The sequence below is a fragment of the Pseudidiomarina atlantica genome (assembly GCF_000753735.1).
GTDB lineage: Bacteria > Pseudomonadota > Gammaproteobacteria > Enterobacterales > Alteromonadaceae > Pseudidiomarina > Pseudidiomarina atlantica.
The window spans coordinates 69,672-90,493 of sequence record NZ_JPIN01000006.1 but is presented as its reverse complement, the minus strand read 5'-3'; the positions used below and the strand labels follow the sequence as shown (position 1 = coordinate 90,493).

The 20,822-nt window shown below is 50.0% G+C and carries 14 protein-coding genes; 13 read left to right on the top strand and 1 reads right to left on the bottom strand.

From position 1 onward, the window contains the following. The first annotated feature begins 48 nt into the window (after positions 1–48). From dnaE to IDAT_RS06265, 13 genes are all read left to right on the top strand, one after another. Positions 49–3,561, top strand: coding sequence for a DNA polymerase III subunit alpha (dnaE, locus tag IDAT_RS06325; RefSeq protein ID WP_034732285.1), 3,513 nt, complete (start codon positions 49–51; stop codon positions 3,559–3,561). A 41-nt stretch (positions 3,562–3,602) separates the two neighbouring features. Next, entirely contained in the window at positions 3,603–4,559 is a 957-nt protein-coding gene (gene accA / locus IDAT_RS06320) for an acetyl-CoA carboxylase carboxyl transferase subunit alpha (protein ID WP_034732037.1), read from the top strand. Between the two features lie 28 nt (positions 4,560–4,587). Continuing rightward, a complete protein-coding gene (gene tilS / locus IDAT_RS06315; protein WP_051986622.1) occupies positions 4,588–5,580 on the top strand; it encodes a tRNA lysidine(34) synthetase TilS in 993 nt (330 codons plus the stop codon). Positions 5,581–5,600: 20 nt separating this feature from the next. Then, a complete protein-coding gene (locus IDAT_RS06310) occupies positions 5,601–6,497 on the top strand; it encodes a DMT family transporter (RefSeq protein ID WP_244441606.1) in 897 nt (298 codons plus the stop codon). Further along, positions 6,494–8,461, top strand: a complete 1,968-nt coding sequence (locus tag IDAT_RS06305) for a monovalent cation:proton antiporter-2 (CPA2) family protein (RefSeq protein ID WP_034732034.1) — start codon at positions 6,494–6,496, stop codon at positions 8,459–8,461. The genes IDAT_RS06310 and IDAT_RS06305 overlap by 4 nt, the downstream gene beginning before the upstream one ends. A 99-nt stretch (positions 8,462–8,560) precedes the next feature. Continuing rightward, positions 8,561–9,808 carry an efflux RND transporter periplasmic adaptor subunit gene (locus tag IDAT_RS06300; protein ID WP_034732033.1) on the top strand — a complete coding sequence of 416 codons (1,248 nt, stop codon included), beginning with the start codon at positions 8,561–8,563 and terminating at the stop codon, positions 9,806–9,808. Between the two features lie 12 nt (positions 9,809–9,820). After that, positions 9,821–13,012, top strand: a complete 3,192-nt coding sequence (locus IDAT_RS06295; protein WP_051986621.1) for an efflux RND transporter permease subunit — start codon at positions 9,821–9,823, stop codon at positions 13,010–13,012. 108 nt (positions 13,013–13,120) lie between these two features. Then, complete coding sequence (locus tag IDAT_RS06290) at positions 13,121–13,864, top strand: DUF599 domain-containing protein (RefSeq protein ID WP_034732030.1); 744 nt, start codon at positions 13,121–13,123, stop codon at positions 13,862–13,864. Positions 13,865–13,928: 64 nt separating this feature from the next. Further along, positions 13,929–14,894, top strand: coding sequence for a succinylglutamate desuccinylase (gene astE, locus IDAT_RS06285; RefSeq protein ID WP_425277393.1), 966 nt, complete (start codon positions 13,929–13,931; stop codon positions 14,892–14,894). A gap of 86 nt (positions 14,895–14,980) precedes the next feature. Further along, on the top strand, positions 14,981–16,180 hold the full coding sequence (locus IDAT_RS06280; RefSeq protein WP_034732027.1) for a thiamine pyrophosphate-dependent dehydrogenase E1 component subunit alpha: 1,200 nt from the start codon (positions 14,981–14,983) through the stop codon (positions 16,178–16,180). Further along, the gene (locus IDAT_RS06275) at positions 16,180–17,157 is read left to right on the top strand and encodes an alpha-ketoacid dehydrogenase subunit beta (protein WP_034732014.1); all 978 of its coding nucleotides are present in this window, start codon (positions 16,180–16,182) and stop codon (positions 17,155–17,157) included. Before IDAT_RS06280 ends, IDAT_RS06275 begins: the two co-directional genes overlap by 1 nt. A 13-nt stretch (positions 17,158–17,170) precedes the next feature. Further along, complete coding sequence (locus IDAT_RS06270; protein ID WP_034732012.1) at positions 17,171–18,781, top strand: dihydrolipoyllysine-residue acetyltransferase; 1,611 nt, start codon at positions 17,171–17,173, stop codon at positions 18,779–18,781. A 123-nt stretch (positions 18,782–18,904) separates the two neighbouring features. Further along, positions 18,905–20,038, top strand: coding sequence for an energy transducer TonB (locus IDAT_RS06265; protein WP_034732010.1), 1,134 nt, complete (start codon positions 18,905–18,907; stop codon positions 20,036–20,038). Here the strand turns inward: IDAT_RS06265 and IDAT_RS06260 are convergent. Continuing rightward, positions 20,035–20,820: an SDR family oxidoreductase gene (locus IDAT_RS06260; protein ID WP_034732008.1), complete on the bottom strand. Its 786-nt coding sequence runs from the start codon at positions 20,818–20,820 to the stop codon at positions 20,035–20,037. The two genes, IDAT_RS06265 and IDAT_RS06260, sit on opposite strands and share 4 nt — an antisense overlap. Positions 20,821–20,822: the final 2 nt, after the last annotated feature.

The following is a 20,822-nucleotide window of genomic DNA, read 5'->3' as shown; positions in this document are numbered from 1 at the left end:
GGGCACAATAACTGCCTATTTGAAAAGTATAACGAAGCCAAGCAGCGCATGACGGAACCAGCACAACAAGCAACGCCAGAATTTATTCATTTGCGGGTACATAGCGATTTCTCAATGATCGATGGCCTAGCAAAAGTCGGGCCTATTTGTGAGGCTACAGCAGCAGCTGGCATGCCTGCGCTTGCCTTGACCGACCAAATGAATATGTGCGGATTGGTGCGCTTTTATCGCACCACTCATAGCAAAGGTTTGAAACCTATTGTGGGTTGTGACCTATGGGTGCTGCCCGAGGGCTGGACGGAAGACAGTCGTGAGGCCCCCTTTCGGTTAACTGTGTTGGCGATGAATAATGAAGGCTACCAACAGCTCACCCAACTCATTAGTCGTGGCTATCTCGCCGGGCATCGTATGGGCAAACCGTGCGTTAACAAAGAGTGGCTTGCCGATCATGCTAACGGTCTGATACTCCTAAGTGGCGGTCGCGAGGGCGATATCGGACAAAAACTCCTACAGCAGCGCGAAGACGAAGCGGTAGTGGCGCTGCAATTTTACCAACAACATTTTCCCGATCGTTTTTACCTTGAATTACAACGTACTGGGCGTGCACACGAGAATGACTACTTGCATGCCGCCGTTGATTTAGCCGCAAAGCATGATGTCCCTGTGGTGGCCACCAATGAAGTGGTATTTTTAAAAGCTGACGATTTTCATGCGCATGAAGTACGGGTTGCAGTCGCCGATGGTTATACGCTTGACGATAAGCGTCGCCCCAAAAAATACAGTAGTGAGCAGTACTTAAAAACGCCTGCAGAAATGGCCGAACTGTTCAAAGATATTCCAGAAGCATTGGCCAATACAGTAGAGATTGCCAAGCGTTGTAACGTGACCATCACGCTTGATGAGTATGTATTGCCGGAATTCCCAACCGGTGGCATGACCCCTGAAGATTTTCTGGTGAAAAAGTCGCAAGAGGGTCTTGAGGAACGCTTGTTGAAGCTATTCCCAGACCCAGCTGAGCGTGCTGAGAAACGCAAAGAATATGACGAGCGGCTGCAAATTGAACTCGATGTTATCAATCAGATGGGATTTCCCGGCTATTTCTTGATCGTCATGGAGTTTATCCAGTGGTCAAAAGACCACAATATCCCAGTCGGTCCTGGTCGTGGTTCCGGTGCCGGCTCATTAGTTGCGTATGCTTTAAAAATTACCGATCTCGATCCGCTGGAGTTGGATCTGCTTTTTGAACGTTTCTTGAACCCTGAGCGGGTTTCAATGCCAGACTTCGATATCGACTTTTGTATGGAGCGTCGTGACGAGGTCATCGACCATGTTGCAGAGCTCTATGGTCGCGAAGCGGTCTCGCAAATCATTACCTTTGGTACCATGGCGGCAAAAGCATCGATTCGCGATGTTGGCCGTGTACTTGGTCATCCCTACGGTTTTGTCGATAAGATCACCAAGCTCGTCCCAGGCGACCCTGGCATGACCTTAGCAAAGGCTTTTGAAGTTGAGCCACGACTTGCAGAACTTTACGATCAAGATGAAGATGTGCGCGAACTCATCGACATGGCGCGGATCCTTGAAGGTGTTACCCGTAACGCCGGTAAACATGCCGGCGGTGTGGTGATTGCCCCGAAACGTATTACTGATTTTTCACCATTATATTGTGATGAAGAGGGTAAGCAGCCTGTTACGCAGTTTGATAAAAACGATGTTGAAGCAGCAGGTCTGGTTAAGTTCGACTTTTTGGGACTTCGTACCCTAACCATTATCCAGTGGGCATTGGATATGGTGAATGCCAAGCGTCAACAGCGTGGTGATGAAGCCATTGCGATTGAACGCATTCCGCTGGACGACCCGAAGTGTTTCAGCCTACTGAAAAAAGCTCAAACTACCGCGGTGTTTCAGCTTGAATCCGGCGGCATGAAACAGCTTATCAAGAAGCTGTTACCCGATAGTTTTGAAGATATTATCGCCTTGGTGGCACTGTTCCGTCCCGGCCCGTTGCAATCGGGCATGGTAGATAACTTTATTGATCGTAAGCATGGTCGCGAACCCATTTCTTATCCAGATAAAGATTATCAACATGACTGGTTGAAGCCAATTCTTGAACCAACCTACGGTGTCATCCTGTATCAAGAACAGGTCATGCAAATCGCGCAGGTGCTGGCAGGTTATTCGCTTGGCGGTGCTGACCTATTGCGGCGTGCCATGGGTAAAAAGAAGCCCGAAGAGATGGCGAAGCAGCGTGAAGTATTTCGTGACGGGGCAGCGCGAACCGGCATTGACCCTGAACTCGCGATGAAGATTTTTGACTTGGTAGAGAAGTTTGCGGGTTATGGTTTTAACAAATCTCACTCTGCCGCATACGCCTTGGTTTCGTACCAAACGCTATGGTTAAAGACCCATTATCCGGCCGAGTTCATGGCTGCGGTAATGTCGGCAGACATGGATAACACTGACAAAATCGTCACCTTAGTTGATGAATGCGAGCAGATGGGCCTCAAAATTTTGCCACCTGACGTTAACGTCGGGCAGTATAAGTTTACCGTCGATGATGCAGGCAACGTGGTGTATGGCATTGGTGCTATTAAAGGTGTAGGTGAAGGACCCATTGAGGCCATCCTTGCAGCGCGGGCCGAAGGCGGTGCGTTTAGCGATTTATTTGATTTTTGCTGTCGCGTCGATTTGAAGAAGCTTAACCGCCGAGTGCTGGAGCGTTTGATCCGCGCGGGTGCGATGGATTCGCTCGGGCCGCATCGTGCAGCTCTAATGGCGACACTCGAAAAGGCGATGCGCCAAGCAGAGCAGCATGCACGAGCTGAAGCCATTGGCCAAGCGGACTTGTTTGGCGTACTCACTCCAAGTGATGAAACGAATTCGCTTGAACATGAGTTTGAACAGGTGGCGCCTTGGCCGGAAGCGGTATGGCTGGACGGCGAGCGGGAAACGCTTGGGCTATACTTAACGGGACATCCAATTAATCGCTACCGCAAGGAATTGCGCAATTATGTGCCATGCGCGTTGGCCGATGTAAAGCCGACGGGTCGTGACCAGACCACCACTATAGCTGGTTTAGTCATTGATATGCGGGTGATGGTCAACAAAAAAGGCGCGCGTTGGGCCATCGTCACGCTAGATGACAAATCAGCACGTTTTGATGTACGCTTTTTTGCACAAGATTACGAAAGTTCGGAACATTTGCTCGCGAAAGATCAAATTTTGGTCATAAAAGGAGAGGTCAGCTTTGATGATTACTCCGGGGGCAATACAATGACCGCGCGCGAAGTAATGACCATTACCGGAATGCGTGAGCAATATGCCAAGGCATTACGTTTACGGTTGCGACCTGAACATTTAGAAGGGCAAGGACTGAAACGCTTACGCGCGATACTCGAAAATTATCGTGGTGGTGTTTGTCCATTATTGTTCGACTATCAAAGTAGCGATGCTAGTGCACGTTACCAGGCCGCCACGGATTGGTATATTACGCCAGAAGATGAATTATTGTATGAGCTTGAAGAACAGCTCGGAGCCAACCAAGTTGCGCTAGAATTTTAGTGGTAGTGGGCGTCAGCCGTGCACTACCCATGGGAGTCCAAATGAATTTGCAATTTTTAGAGTTCGAAAAGCCAATTGCCGAATTACAAGCTCAAATCGAAGAACTTAAAGCGGTCGGGGCAAAAGGTGATTTCGATATTTCTATTGAAGAAGAAATCGCCAAGCTACAAGAAAAACGCGAACAACTTATCGAAAAGATTTTCGGCGATCTCGGTGCATGGCAAGTGGCGCAAATGGCGCGTCACCCAATGCGCCCTTATACCTTAGACTATATCCAGCATATTTTTACTGACTTCGATGAGTTGGCCGGTGATCGAGCTTTTGCCGATGACCGCGCGATTGTTGGTGGCACTGCGCGCTTGGACGGCGAACCGGTGATGATTATTGGTCATCAAAAAGGCCGCGAGACCAAAGAAAAAATCCGTCGCAACTTTGGTATGCCTAAGCCGGAAGGTTATCGCAAGGCGCTACGCTTAATGGAAATGGCAGAGCGTTTTAAAATGCCGATTATCACTTTTATCGACACCCCAGGAGCTTACCCTGGCATCGGTGCTGAGGAACGTGGTCAATCGGAAGCAATTGCGCGTAATTTAAAAGTCATGGCGCGCTTGTCAGTACCTATCGTCTGTAGCGTGATTGGTGAGGGCGGTTCTGGAGGTGCACTGGCGATTGGCGTCGGTGACCGCGTCAATATGCTGCAATACTCAACTTATTCGGTGATTTCACCAGAAGGTTGTGCGTCGATCTTGTGGAAGAGCGCCGAAAAGGCAGCAATCGCGGCAGAGGCTATGGGTGTTACAGCTGGACGCAGCCTCGAATTAGGTTTGATTGATGCCATTATCGAGGAACCGTTGGGCGGTGCGCACCGCGATCACGAGGGCATGGCGCAGCGTTTGAAGCAACAACTGCAAAAAGACCTTGCGTCACTTAAAGGTCTTGAACGCGAAGCATTGTTGGCAAAACGCTATGAAAAACTAATGTCGTTCGGCTATTGTTAAAGCAACACTTAGCAACGATGTCACTGCTGTGAAGCTCGCCTATCGTGATCTTTACCCTGAATTTGCTGCAGCGCTCACTCATCTGACGCTGCAGCCACAACAACAGATCGTTGCCTGCTTGGGCGGCGGTGCTGATTCACAAACTATTCTTGACCTACTCGATCGTTGGCGCTCTGAGCACCCAGACCAGCGTTATTTGGCTATTCATCTTGATCATCAGTTTCATCCAGATTCGGGAACTTGGGCACAAGGTTTAGCGCGTGATTGTGCGCGTCGCCAGTTTCCTCATTACGGTGAAGTTTTGACAGTTGCCCAGGGCAATCGGGTCAGCAAAGAAGCGGCCGGTCGCGAAGCCCGTTACCAGCGCCTCACCGAACTCGCAGATGCCGATGCCATTATGTTGTTGGGTCAACATCGCAATGATCAAATCGAGACTTTGTTGTTGCAACTGAAGCGCGGTGCAGGACCAAAAGGTTTGGCAGCAATGGCCAAACAGACTGATGCTGGTCAGGGGGCGGGTACACAAACCTGGCTAAGGCCTTTACTTGGCGTCAGTAAAGCCGAAATCTACGCCTACGCACATCATCACAAATTATTCTGGATCGAAGACGATACTAACCAGGACACGCGGATCGAGCGTAATTTTTTGCGTCACAAAGTCGTGCCGATGTTGGAGCAACGCTGGCCACAGTTCGGGAGGTCGGTACTACGCAGCGCGAGTTTATGTGCCGAACAACAGCAAGTGCTCGAAGAATTATTGACGGCGCAGTTGGTGACCCATTGTGATGCCAGTGGTGCACTTCGAGTGGATAGTTTGCACGCACTATCGCCGGCGACACAAAGAGCATTGCTGCGCCAGTGGTTACAACAACAACAGGCAAGTATGCCGTCGTACGCGCAACTCGAGCAAATCCGTGAACAAATGCTCTACACCAGCAATGACCGTCAGCCGTGCATCGAGTGGGGACGCTTTCGTCTGAGCCGCAGTCGGCAACGCACTTTGCAACTTAGCCAGCGTTAGCACACCAAGGAATCCAGATCGTGTTGCACCCAGCTACTATTGAGAAAAATCAACGTCGCGCACTTGGGTTCGGGCTTGCGGCTGTAGGACTTTGGTCGACGGTGGCAACAGCATTTAAAATAGCCCTAGGGTTTTTAACACCCTTGCATTTACTGTTTTTGGCGGCGCTCACCAGCACCCTGATTTTTTTCCTACTATTGGCCTGGCAAGGGCGGATAACAGAAACTTGGCGACTGGGGTACAGTCGTTGGCGCTTTTATCTGCTGCAAGGCACCCTTAATCCTTTTGTTTACTACTGGGTGTTGTTTGCTGCCTATGATCAATTACCGGCGCAGCAGGCGCAAGCCATCAACTACACTTGGGCGATTACCATGGCGTTGCTCGCCGTGCCCATTCTTAAACAGAAACTTAGCGGCAGAGAGCTGGGTGCGATGGTGGTGGCCTATGGCGGTGTAGTGTTGATTGCCACCGGTGGACAATGGGATTTTGCTGCAACCAATTGGTTTGGTATTGGCCTAGCACTGCTCAGTACCGTATTGTGGGCTGGGTACTGGTTAATCAACACGCGCAACACCGATGCACCCATTCCAGCAATGTTCTGGTGTTTTGCCTTTGGCACTCTGTTGCTGGCCGCTGCGGTTGCTATCGATCCGCGGCCACTACCTTGGCATGAGTGGCGAGCATTGGCAGCGGCTGCCTATGTCGGTATTTTTGAAATGGGACTAACCTTTTTGCTGTGGTTAACCGCGATGAGAACAGCAGAGCGCACATCTCAGTTGTCTATGTTGATTTTTTTAAGTCCATTTATCAGTCTAATACTGATTTATTTTATTCTTGGTGAAGCGATTCAAGTCACCACTTTGATTGGCCTGAGCTTGATCTGCTTCGGGCTTTATTTGCAGAGGAAGCCGACATGAACGGAACCTTTACGGACGTGTTACTGCTATTAGCGATTGCAGTCGTTTTGGTGTGGGCGTTTCGGCGTATTCGCTTGCCGGCTATTTTGGCTTATCTGGTGGCTGGGATCATTGCCGGCCCCGATGTCACTGCATGGATTAAAGACCCAGATGATTACCATTTTATCGCTGAACTTGGCGTGGTGCTGTTGTTGTTCTCGTTGGGACTCGAATTCTCTTTGCCCAAAATGATTGCTATGCGGCGGCTGGTATTTGGCTTAGGTGCGGGGCAGGTGGTGATTTGCACATTACTATTTGCAGGACTTGGTTACCTCTGGTTGGGGGATTGGACCGCAGCTATGGTCATTGGCGGCACCTTAGCGCTCAGTTCAACTGCTGTGGTGATCAAGCAACTTGGTGAGTCATCACAATTAACCACCCGCAAAGGGCAGTCGACTGTTGCTGTGCTGCTCTTTCAGGATATCGCTGTGGTGCCGATGCTGATCATTATTCCGTTGTTAGCCGCCGGCGATGGCAACGTTAATATTTGGCAGAGTCTTGGTATCGCACTCCTCAAAGGCACAGCTATCGTGGTGGTGCTCATGGCGATTGGAAAATGGGTGTTGCCGCATATTTTTCGTGAAATTGCACGCTTACGTACTGACGAATTATTTGTGCTGGCCACGCTATTGGTTGCGCTCGTTGCAGGCGGATTAACTCATTTGTTCGGCTTATCTATGGCGCTCGGTGCGTTTCTAGCAGGTATGATGCTGGGCGAAAGCAAATACAAACATCAACTAGAAGCTGATATTCGCCCGTTTCGCGATATTTTGATGGGACTATTCTTCATCACCGTGGGCATGCAGCTCAATCTTGACGTGTTCTTGCACAATCTGCATTGGATTGTGCTCGCGGTGCTGGGCGTCGGCTTGCTCAAAATGCTCGTGGTGCGAATACTTGCTGGGGTGATGAAAGAGCGCGAGGAAGACGCATGGGGCGCGGGTTTGATGCTGTTCCAAATGGGCGAATTCGGCTTTGTACTGGTTTCTTTGGCGCTCAGCTATGCCTTGTTGCCAGCGGAAGTTGCCTCATTGCTGGTGGGTGTCGGCGTGCTCGGTATGGCGGTGACGCCGTTGGTGATTCAAAACTGTCGAAATATTGTTGCGCCATTGGTGCGCCGTAGCCGCGGGGCGGACTCTGATCAGCCGCAACAACCTAATGTAAGTGAGCCGAAAAAAGTTTTGGTGCTAGGCTTTGGTCGAGTGGGTCAGACGGTGAGCCGATTCTTGACCAACGAGGGTATCGATCATTTAGCCATTGATCATGACACTAAACGAGTGCAAGAGGCGATTGCCGGTGGTGCCGCGGTATTCTTTGGTGATGCTGCGCGGCGCGATATATTGAAAGCTGTGCATGCCGACCAAGTGGAATTGATCATCATCAGTTTCGCCGACGACTTAAAAGCTTTAGAGGTGTTGCGAGCCATTCGTGAAATCAACGAGCATGCGGAAATTATCGTGCGCTCGCGTGATGACTTGCGTCTCGAGGCGATGATGCAAGCAGGTGCGACCCAAGTGGTACCAGATACGCTGGAGGCCAGTTTGATGTTGGTTTCGCAAATTTTAAGTCGCTCAGGGGTACCGATTCGTCGCATTCTTGCCCGCCTCGATCAAGCACGGCGCAGTCATTATGGCGAGATGCACGGGTTTTATCCGGGTGAAACAACGGATATGGATCCTGAGAAAATTGACCGCTTACAATTTCTCCATGCCGTACAGTTGACGGACAGTGCCTATGCTTGTGGACGTGAATTGGCACAATTAGCCCTAGATGACTTAGATGTGCAGATAAAGTCGGTGCGTCGTGGTGAGCAAGAGTTTAGCGAGGTGAATGGTGATTTCACTCTCAATCGCGATGATGTCGTGGTGCTAGCCGGCGGTCCAAGGGCCATTGAAGCCGCCGAAAGTTACTTGCTGAATGGTTAATGTTTCAGTTGTTACAACCTGCAACATAATCCTGCTTAATTATCTACAGTAGTTGCCGCATACTATGCGGCAATTAAGTTTTCAAATGGAATGATCTCAATGGCTTTTAAAAAACGCGCATTACTCCCCCCGCTTATCATCCTCGTCGCAATTGCCATAGTGGTATTGCTGATGAACTTGCGACCACAGATCCCCATGCGTTCGATGGAGCGTCCTGCGGTTTTGGTCGAAGTACAAGAAGCACAGCCTGAAAACATAAATATGATCGTGGCCGGCCAAGGTAACGTTCAGCCTAAACACACCACCAATTTAGTGGCGCAAGTCAGCGGACAAATTGTGGAGATATCACCGAACTTCCAAAACGGTGGTTTCTTTAACGAAGGTGATGTGTTGTTGCGCATCGATCCGCAGGATTACGAGGTCGCGTTACAAAGTGCTAAAGCCAACCTAGCACAAGCAAAGGCAGCGCTTGCCGAAGAAAGTGCACGAGCGCAAGTGGCTCGTGAAGAGTGGGAATCGTTAGAACTGGGTGAAATTCCAGCGCTTGGTTTGCGCGAGCCCCAAGTTGCTAGCGCGGTCGCTGCGATGCAGTCGGCGGAAGCAGCAGTCGCAAAAGCCCAACGAGATCTTGACCGGACCGTGATTCGGGCTCCGTTTGCAGGGCTCTTGAGCAATAAAAATGTTGATTTAGGGCAGTTCATCAATGTCGGTAGCCAAATCGGTCAGCTGATGGGAACTGAAACTGCTGAAATTCGTGTGCCGCTCAGTGATCGCGACCTAGCATTCTTAAATTTACCAAGCACTGAACAAACGGATAATTTTCCTCGCGTACAATTACGCTCTGAAGTTGCTGGCGTTACCCACACTTGGCAGGGTAATTTGGTTCGCAGCGAAGGGGTTCTTGATAGTAACAGCCGCGTTATTTACGGCGTTGTCGAAGTAAAAGACCCGTATAACCGCAACGGTGATACACACCCAGAAATACTGCGTTTTGGTCGCTTTGTTGCACTCGATATTGAGGGCTTATTTGTCGAAAATGTCTTCCGCATTCCACGTTATGCGTTAACCGCTGACGGTAATGTCTGGCTTGTTGATGAAGACCGTCGCCTCCAACGGCAACACGTTGAGGTATTGCGTGCTGAAGAAAACGCAGTGGTCATTAACGAGGGCCTCAAAGCAGGTGATCAAGTGGTGTTAACGCAATTAGCAAACGCGCTACCAAGCATGAAAGTGCGGTTGCCAGGTGACCCCTTGCCACAGCAAATGGAACGTAAGCCAGACGAGAATAGCAAAGACGCGGTAGGCGACGAAGACGCCGACCAGACTGCTAACGCCAATAAAGAATAAGGAGGTACTGGGATGGAAAAGCAACAACCTGTACCCGAACAGCAGTCGCGTGAAACTGGATTTATCGCTTGGTGGGCAAACAATCCGGTTGCCGCCAACCTATTGATGTTACTGATTATCATCACTGGTATTTTCATGGTCGGGCAAGTGCGCAAGCAAATGTTTCCCGAGCTTGAATTTAATATGATCAGTATTCAAGTTCCGTTTCCGGGCGCGGCACCACAAGAAGTTGAACAGGGCGTTATCGTACTTATCGAAGATGCCTTAGAAGATGTCGATGGTGTTGAGCGCATGACCTCGACCGCGCGCGAAGGTGGCGGCTCAGTTTCGATTGAAGTTGAGAACGGCTACGACGTGCAAGTGGTCATGGACGAAGTGAAAATGTTAGTGGATGCAATCCCTAACTTTCCGCAGCAAATCGAGAATCCAAATATTTACCGCATGCGCCCGCAGCGCGAAGTTATCTGGATTAGCGTTTATGGTGACATGACCGAGCGGAATCAGAAGGAACTTGCTAAGTCGATTCGTGACGATCTCAAAACCATTGCAGGAATTACCAAGGTTGAAGTAGTGGGTGCGCGTGACTATGAAATCTCGATTGAGATCTCAGAGCAAGACCTCCAGCGTTATAACTTAACCTTCCAACAAGTCGTCAATGCGGTGCGCGGCACCTCAATTGATGCCGCCGGTGGTTCTATTCGCACGCCGAATGGTGACATTCTGTTGCGAACCAACAACCAAGCTTACTACGGTGAAGAATTCGAAAATATCGTGTTAATTAACCGCCCAGATGGTACTCGACTGACACTCGGCGATATCGCTACGGTTAAGGACGAATTCATTGAGCGTCGGCGTTTTACTCGTTTCGACAACATGCCTGCAACCTTTGTGCAGGTTCAATCTGTAGGCGATCAGAATGATCTGGCCGTTGCTGAAGCAACGCGCAATTACATTGAGCGTAAGCAAAAAGAACTGCCACCGGAAGTTAAAATTGCTTATTGGGGCGACTCTTCTTACTACTTACAAGGGCGTCTCGATTTGATGCTCGACAATATGTGGTTTGGTGGTTTCCTCGTCTTTTTGATGTTGTCGTTATTCTTGCAATTGCGTCTCGCGTTCTGGGTCATGATTGGGATCCCCATTTGTTTCTTGGGAACTATTGCATTAATGCCGTTACCCATGTTCGATATCTCCATTAATATGATCAGTTTATTTGGTTTCATACTGGTGCTGGGGATAGTCGTCGATGACGCGATAGTCATCGGCGAAAGTGCTTACTCCGAAATCGAGAAGCACGGCAAGAGCATTGATAACGTCGTACGTGGCGCGAAAAAAGTAGCAATTCCGGCAACCTTCGGTGTTTTAACCACCATGGTGGCATTTATTCCGATGCTCATGGTCGATGGTGGTATGGGTGCGATTTGGGAATCTATCGCATGGGTCGTGATTCTGTGTTTAGCGTTCTCATTGGTTGAGTCTAAATTGATCTTGCCGGCACACATTGCTGCGATGAAGTACAGCAAAGGTAACAACGAAAAACAGAACGGCTTCCAGCGTGTTCGGAATAAGATTTCCGGTGGCTTGCAAAAGTTCGTGTATGGCTACTATCGGCCGTTTTTGGCGAAGTGTTTACATTACCGCTATACCACATTGGCAAGTTTCCTTGCGCTATTCATTCTGATGATCGGTTTGATCAGTGGTGGTGTGGTGCGTTGGGTGTTCTTCCCCAATATTCCGAGTGATTTCATCCGTACCAGCATCGAAATGCAACCTGGCTCGTCGGAAGAAGCAACGATTCGCGCCCTAGAGACCCTAACTGAGGCGCTGTACCGCGTTGACGAAAAAGTCTCTGATGAAACTGGTCAAGATGTAGTAAAACACACCACAACTTGGCTGAACGGCACCACCAGTGGCATGGTAATGAGTGAGCTTGCCAAAGGTGAAGAGCGTGAAATCGACGGCTTCCAAATCATCAACCGCTGGCGTATGGAAACTCCGGAAATAGCGGGGGTGAAAGCCGTCAACTTCCAAGGCAGTATCGGCGGTGGCGGTGGTTTTGATGTGGAGTTCCAGCTCGCCGGTGAAGACTTAAACCAGCTCTCAGCAGCGGCGAAAGAGCTGAAAGAAGCTTTAGGCCAGTTTGACGGGGTATTCGATATAGAGGATACCTTTGGGGCAGGCAACGATGAGATCATCTTGGAGCTCAAACCTTTGGCGACAGCAATGGGAATCACCCTCTCGGAACTGTCGAACCAAGTGCGTTACGCGTTCTACGGTGCCGAAGCGCAGCGTATTCAGCGCGGTGACGAAGAAGTTCGAATCATGGTGCGGTATCCACTCGAAGAACGGCAATCAATTGGTAACTTAGAGGACATGAAGTTACGCACAGCCGACGGTGGGATGATTCCATTTACCGAATTGGCCAACATTCGCTTCGCCAAGGGTTACAACACCATTACGCGCATTGATCGGGAGCGCTCGGTGAATGTACGCGCCAGGGTTGATAAGGACCGCATTGAACCCTTTGAAGTCGTGCGACAAGTTATGTCGCAAGAGATTCAGCCGATTCTTGATAAGTATCCAACGGTTACTGCCAAACTCGAAGGTGCGTCGCAAGACGAAGCAGAGGCGACTAGTTCATTAGCGGTGGGCTTTGCTCTAGCACTGTTCGCCATCTTCGCGCTAATGGCAATTCCGTTGAAGTCTTACAGTCAGCCATTGATTATCATGTCAGTGATACCGTTCGGGATGATTGGTGCGGTGGTCGGTCACTGGATCTTAGGTATGCCGATCTCGATTTTAAGTTTATTCGGCATTATCGCGCTTGCTGGGGTTGTGGTGAACGACTCCTTGGTCATGGTGGACTATGTCAACCAAGCGCGGCGTGACGGTACGCCGCTACGTCAAGCGGTGCAAGATGCCGGCTCAGCGCGTTTTCGTGCGATCGTACTTACCAGTTTGACCACCTTCTTTGGTTTGTTGCCGATCGTGCTTGAAAAGAGTTTGCAGGCGAAAATGGTGATTCCAATGGCGATTTCATTGGCCTTCGGTATTCTTTTCGCCACGGTTATTACGCTGCTCTTGATTCCGTGTCTCTATATCATTCTGGACGATACCAAACGCGGTATTAAAACTATGTTGTCTTGGTATGGTTTGGCGGAACGTCCAGCGCCACGATCGGAATCAGACAAGTTTGTCACTTAATGGTAAACTAATGACCTTACAATGATTCATAGAAAGGCGCCCTGAGGTTCAGGGTGCTTTTCGCTTATCTGGAAGCTGCCAAGTGGTGCAGCGGTGAAGGTCGACCCTATGAGTTTATCGTTACTTGATGTGCTAACACTGGCCTTTTTTGTGAGCGTCTGGTTTGGTTATACCCAGTTTGCTCGCATCCGTGCGCGCTCCACCTACAGCCTGTCGTATATTTTGCGGCAGTTGCGTATTGACTGGATGTCGACGCTTACACGCAAAGAGCACCAGATAGCTGATGCGGCATTGCTTGGCAACGTTGAGCGCGTCGTCACTTTCTTCGCCTCTTCAACCATACTGGTGTTAGCGGGTGTGCTAACCCTGCTGGCATCGGCTGAAATCGTGGTGCAGGTATTGCAGTCCTTGCCGTTCACTGCTGATACATCGCCAGATAAAGTGCGCTTTAAGCTTGCTGGGTTGGCATTGATTTTCGTTTTTGCCTTCTTCAAATTCACCTGGGCCATCCGGCAGTTTGGCTTTGTCTCGGTACTTATGGGTGCAGCGCCACAGTACCGCAGCACCGACTTCAGCGACGAACAACGCACGACCTTTGCTCGCCAAGCTGCGAAAGTTTTTGACCAAGCGGGGCATGAGTATAACAACGGATTACGGGCTTATTACTTTGCCCTCGCGTATTTGTGTTGGTTTTTGCACCCAGGTTTATTTTTTCTCTCGACCGTTATGGTCATTTCCGTGCTCTATCGCCGCGAATACCGCTCGCGTGTGTTGCGCGCTTTGCTTGCGACCAAAGACTTAGAGCCAGGCCGAATCAAATTAGAGGAGTCACAGAACAGTGAAACACAGTGATGTAAATGTGTTGGATTGGACCGTGCAAGGCTACCATGGGGAGTTAACAAGCGCACAAAGTGCATTGCGCGGAACTACCGCCCTCTGTGCAAGCGGTGCCTTAACCTTTAGTGACTATGGTGTGTTCGTGTTTGAACCGCAGCAACCGAGCAACAAAGATGTCGTGATTTCCTGCGCGGTCCACGGTGATGAAACGGCGCCAATTGAAATCGTGCGCGACATGCTGCACGGCATTCTAAGCGGTGATATTCAGCCGTGCCAGCGCACGCTATTCTTAATTGCTAACCCGGCAGCCATTCGCATTGGCAAGCGCTTTGTCGATGAAAACATGAATCGCCTTTTCAGTGGTGCGCACGGCAAAGGGCAGACGCCTGAACATCAGCGTGCAGCAGCCATGGAGCATGCCGTCAGCGAGTTTTTCGCGGCTGCACCAGCGGGCGAGCGCAAGCGCTATCATTATGATTTGCATACTGCGATCCGTGATTCCCAATACGAAAAGTTCGCGGTCTATCCCTTTACCCATGGTGGCCCTTATAAAAAAGAACAACTGACGTTTTTGGCGGAGTGTGGCGTCGAAACAATTTTATTGAACCAAGCACCTACCACAACTTTTAGCTATTACAGTGTGCGCACTCATAACGCTGACGCGTTCACCGTTGAACTGGGTAAAGTACGTCCGTTTGGCGAAAACGACCGTAGTAAGTTTGCCGCCGCAGAACAAATGTTTACCCGTTTGATCAGTGAGGCTGAATTACGGCTACCGAAGTTTGATGCAAACCGCACAAAAGTATTCGACGTTTGCCGTACAATAAACCGTACAGTTGAAGACTTTACCCTGCATTTTCCTGATGACGTTGCCAATTTCACCGCGTTTAAGCAAGGCGAACTGTTAGCCACCGACGGCGATAAAGAATACTTAGTAGAGCAGAGCAGCGAGCGTATTATTTTCCCCAATGCCAAGGTGGCTCTGGGGCAGCGCGCTTTATTGACAGTGGTTGAAATACCTGTTGAGCAGCTGAAACTGGTCTGATTTTTACGTAATGTTACCTTCGCCTGTTTGCATGTCAGTTGACGTAAAGGTAAAGTTAGCGCAATTTTTCTGAGAACGAGAAAGTTATGGCTACGGATAAAAAACATCAGTTGGAAATCGTAACTGAACCACAGTTTTTGGACGGTTCAGCATTGCAGATTCCTATGCTACAGATCCTCAAAGAAGACGGCACCGTGCACAAAGGCGCAAAGCTGCCCGATATCGATAAAGAGCTGGCTTTAAAAATGTTCGATACCATGCAGTTCATTCGCATCTTAGATGAGCGCATGATTGCTGCACAGCGCCAGGGGCGTATCAGCTTCTACCTTTCTTCACTCGGTGAAGAGGCGGCGAGCATTGGCTCTGCTGCGGCACTCGATGACGGTGATATGATCATGGGGCAGTATCGCGAGCAGGGAGCACTTGCCTATCGTGGCTTTACTGTTGAACAATTCATGGACCAACTGTTCTCCAATGAGCGCGACCTTGGTAAAGGTCGCCAGATGCCTGTGCACTATGGTTGTGCGGCCCTCAACTTTATGACCATTGCTTCGCCGTTGGCGACGCAAATCCCGCAAGCAACTGGCTATGCGTATGGTCAGAAAATGGATAAAGACGGTAAATGTACCATTTGCTATTTCGGTGAAGGTGCTGCCTCAGAAGGTGATTTTCACGCGGCATTGAATATGGCGTCGGTTTATAAAGTGCCGGTGATCTTCTTCTGTCGTAACAATGGTTATGCCATCTCGACGCCATCGCAAGGTGAGCAATACGGCGGTGATGGTATCGCGCCGCGTGGTGTTGCATATGGTATGAAAACCATTCGCGTTGACGGTAACGATATATTTGCTGTTTACCAAGCAACGCAATTGGCGCGTAAATTGGCAGTCGAAGACAACGAGCCGGTATTGATTGAGGGGATGTCGTATCGCATGGCAGGGCATTCAACCTCTGACGACCCGACCGGTTATCGTACCCGTGATGAAGAAGCCTCATGGCGCGCTAAAGATCCATTGAGCCGCTTTCAAGCTTATTTGATTAAGAAAAAATGGCTGACCGAGAAAGACGCAGAAGAAAACTTCGCCGAGAAAAAAGCGGCGGTACTTGCTGCATTGAAAGAAGCCGAGAAAATTCCAGCACCACACATTGATGAACTCATCAAAGATGTATACGACACGCCGACGCCACAGTTGCGAGCGCAGCTAGAGCAGTTGAAAGCGCATATTCGGAAGTACCCAGAAGCGTATCCAAAAACAGCGTCACGTATTGATGGGGGAGACAAGTAATGGCGAAAATGAATTTATTACAAGCCATCAATAGTGCACTTGATATCGCGATGGCGAAAAGCGACAAAGTGTATAGCTTTGGTGAAGATACCGGTGCTTTTGGTGGGGTATTCCGCGCGACCTCAGGACTGACTGAAAAATACGGTCGTCATCGCAACTTCAATACGCCACTGGTAGAGCAGGGCATCCTTGGTTTTGCCAATGGTTTGGCATCGCAAGGCAGTTACGCTATTGCCGAAATTCAGTTTGGTGATTATATCTTCCCAGCGTTTGACCAGATCGTGAACGAGTCGGCGAAATTCCGCTATCGTTCAGGTAATGAGTTTAACGTAGGTGGCTTGACGATTCGCACGCCATACGGCGGCGGTATTGCCGGTGGTCATTACCACTCGCAATCACCGGAAGCTTATTTCGCGCATACGCCAGGCTTAAAAATTGTGATTCCACGCAATCCATACATGGCAAAAGGCTTGTTACTGAGCTCGATTTTCGATCCGAACCCAGTATTGTTCATGGAGCCGAAACGCTTGTATCGTGCCTCAACCGGTGAAGTGCCGGAAGAAGAGTACACCCTGGAGTTAGGCAAAGCCGACATCGTGCGTGAAGGTAAAGACTTGACCATCGTAGCCTGGGGTGCGCAGGTTGAAATGGCAGAAAAAGCGGCAGAAAAAGCAGCTGAAGACGGTATCGACTGTGAGGTCATCGATTTGGTAAGTCTATTGCCTTGGGATATCGATACTGTGGCCGAATCCGTGATGAAAACCGGTCGTTTAGTGGTGACTCAAGAAGCGCCATTGACCAATGGTTTCGCTAGCGAGGTAGCCGCGTCAATTCAAGACAAGTGTTTCTTATATTTAGAATCGCCGATCGCGCGTGTCTGTGGTCTCGATACTCCGTATCCGCTGTGCCACGAAAAAGAATACTTTGTCGATCACCTGAAAGTTTACGAAGCGATTAAAGCTTCGATGACTTACTAAGAGGCCGTGCATCATGAGTAAAGATTTTATCTTACCGGACATCGGCGAAGGCATCGTTGAATGTGAAATCGTTGAATGGCTCGTCAAAGAAGGCGATACCATCAAAGAAGATCAGCCAGTGGTCGATGTAATGACGGATAAGGCCTTGGTGCAAATTCCCGCCAAAGAAGATGGCGTCGTCACCAAGCTTTATTACGCGCAAGGCGACATTGCGAAAGTGCATGAACCTTTGTTCGCTATCGATTCCGGCGCTGAAGAAGATGTAGCCCGTACTTCTAGTACGGGGAAATCCTCAGCCGAAACGAGCGCTGTGGTATCGGATACCAATGCGACCTCTGCAAGCAGCACAGTTACCGACTTCATCCTGCCGGATATTGGTGAAGGTATCGTCGAGTGCGAAATCGTCGAGTGGCTAGTCAAAGAAGGCGATGTTATCGAAGAAGACCAACCGGTCGTCGACGTGATGACAGACAAGGCTCTGGTGCAGATTCCCGCGAAAGAGCATGGCGTAGTTGAAAAACTTTACTACGCCAAAGGCGATATCGCTAAGGTCCACGAACCTTTATTTGCCATCCGCGTCGAAGGCGAAGCCAGCGACGTAGCCCGTGACGTAGCCCGTGACGTAGCCCGTACTTCTAGTGCGGGGAAACCCTCATCCGACACCAATACTGCCTCGTCAGCCGGCCAAACCTCAGCCCCACAAGCCGCGCGCCAAGGCAAGGCCATCGCTAGCCCAGCCGTGCGTCGCCGTGCCCGCGAACTCGATATCGATATCAGTCAAGTGCCAGGCTCAGGTGCTAAAGGTCGCGTGCTGAAAGAAGACGTTGAAAACTTTGTGGCTGGTGGCTCAACCAAGGCGGAAGCTACAACCTCATCACAGACGTCGGAGACCGCTGCCAAAGCAGCAACAACTACCGGTGGTAAGCGTACTGAGGCCATTCGTGGGGTGAAAGCAGCAATGGCCAAAGCGATGACCGAATCGGTCAGTACCATTCCGCACTTTACTTATGCGGATGAGTTTGACCTAACCGCGGTCATGGCGCTACAAAAACAGCTTAAAGAACGCTACAAGGATGAAGGTATCCGCATCACCATGATGCCATTCTTCATTAAAGCCATGTCACTGGCGTTAAAAGAGTTCCCCATTATGAACTCACAAGTGAATGCGGATTGCACCGAAATTACGTACTTTGACGATCACAACATCGGTATGGCAGTGGACACTAAGATTGGTTTGTTGGTACCTAACGTTAAACAGGTACAGCACAAGAGCATTATCGATATTGCCAATGAAGTGACGCGTCTTACTCAAGCGGCACGTGAGGGTCGTGTTGCGCAGGAAGATATGAAAGGTGGCACTATTTCCATCTCGAATATCGGTGTGATTGGCGGTACCGTAGCAACGCCGATTATCAACAAACCTGAAGTTGCTATTGTTGCGCTTGGTAAAGTTCAAGAACTCCCACGCTTTGACAGCCATGGCAATGTTGTGGCCCGCAAGATCATGAATGTCAGTTGGTCGGGCGACCACCGGGTCATTGACGGCGGTACCATTGCGCGCTTTAACAAGCGCTGGCAAGAGTTTTTGGAAGATCCGACGTCGATGTTGGTGCATATGGTGTAAACCACCGCAACGGCAAATAGACTTAAAGCCTGCACATCTCGCAGGCTTTTTTTTTGCTTTCGGCGCGGCAAAAAGGTTAGTATCAGTAGCTACATAATTATTACAACAACAATGGAATGAGTTATGCAGTTAAAGCTTTCATCTTTAGCCATCATGGCCGTCGCAGGTGCCTTTGTGGTCTCCAGCGCAACCGCCGCGCCGCTGTTACAAGACAACGCGCAACAGAACTTTCAAGAGGCGTACCAAGCCTTTCAGCAAGCACAACAAAATGCTGAAACTCCGCGCTTAGAGTTACAAAAACTAGCGTTCGCCTCTTATATGCGCGGCCGCGAGTATTTTGGTGAAGATCATATTAATACCGCAAACCTAGCGATGAATTACTTATTTTTGCTCGCCGCAAATCAACGTGTCGGCGAGCAATCTCACGCATTGGCAGCATTGGTTGTGCGGGCTTATCAACGCGAATACGATGCCACCGCTATCGAGCTCCTCGATCCTTTGCTGCTAGCGTTGGAAACCATGCCTGAGTACAACGAGGCAAAGGTTGCGGAATATGAAATTGCGTTCGCCAATGTCTTTAGCGCGCTAAAGGAGAAAAACCCAGCGGTCGTGCTTGATGTTAAAACGGCGATGGCTGAGGAATTATTACGGCTTGGTCAAAGTCGCCCTGAGCTATGGAATTCCTTGTATAAAGATAGCGTCAAGTTGCACGGCGATGAGCATTTGCTCACCGCGAAAACCGCCTTCTATGCAGCCATGGAAGACGTCGGGCAAGATAAAATGATGTCGGCCATCGATAAGCTTGAGCAAGTCGTTGCGATGCCGGCCAATGACCGTGCCGCAGTCTTGCAGTTGCAGTTGGCAGCAAACTACCGCTTAGTCACCTTTTATGCCAAGGAAGGAATGACTGAGGGTGCCGACAAGGCGCTGGCGCGGATTGGTCAAATGAACAACGAGCTCAATGGCACCACCGTTGAACAGGCGGTGTATCGAGTTAATCCTCGGTATCCCGAGGACATGGCGCGCCAGCAAAAAGAAGGTTCAGTGTTGTTGAACTACGAGATCGCGACTAATGGTCGAGTCGAGAATATCACTATCGTAGAAGAGACCAATGGTGATTTTGGCAAGAGCGCGAAAGAAGCTCTTTCACAGTGGTTGTTTGTACCGGCCTATGAGAACGGTCAACCGGTGCGGTTGACCGATCAGCAGGTGCAACTTGATTTCGCTCTGTCCAGAAGCAGTGATGACAACGATTAACGCTTCGCAATCATGCGCCGGACCAACCCCGGCGCAAACCTTTGTAAGAAGGGTGCCAGTTTAGATAACCCTGACCCCACCACAACTTCAGCTTTTTGCGCGGCAATGGCTTTGAGCGATTGCCGTGCACATTCTTCGGCAGAAATCCCACCGGCATTATCCGGATCTGGCTTACCAAGTGCTGAGCCGTCGCCAGTCAACGAATTGTGCGCAACTTGCGTGTTGATGAAGCCCGGCAAAATAGACGTCACTACGAGCCCGCTAGCGGCCGTTTCAGCGCGTAGCGAATCCATAAAACCAATAACACCAAATTTTGCACCATTGTAGCCACTACGCAGCTTGGTCCCGACCTTGCCCGCCACTGACGAGACGGTGACGATATGGCCGCTGCGACGTTCGATCATGCGCGGTAACACCAGCTTGGTCAGGGCAATCACGCCGAAGTAATCGATTTCCATTAATTGCCGATAGACGTGCATATCGGTATCGAGGATCAATGACCGCTGCGACACACCGGCATTGTTGATCAAGACATCAATCACCTGGTCGCCCAAGGCCGTTTTGGCTTCAGCCGCAGCAGCTTCGGGTTGACTGAGATCCAATGCCAACACTTGATGGCGTTCTGGATGTGCCAGCTCACTGCGCACCTGCTCGAGCACCTCGGCGCGGCGCGAAGTTAAGATTAAATGCGCGCCGGCCTCAGCCAACTGCTGTGCCATGGCTAAACCGATGCCTGAAGAGGCACCGGTTAACCAGACAGTCTTGCCTTGAAAGTAGGTCATGG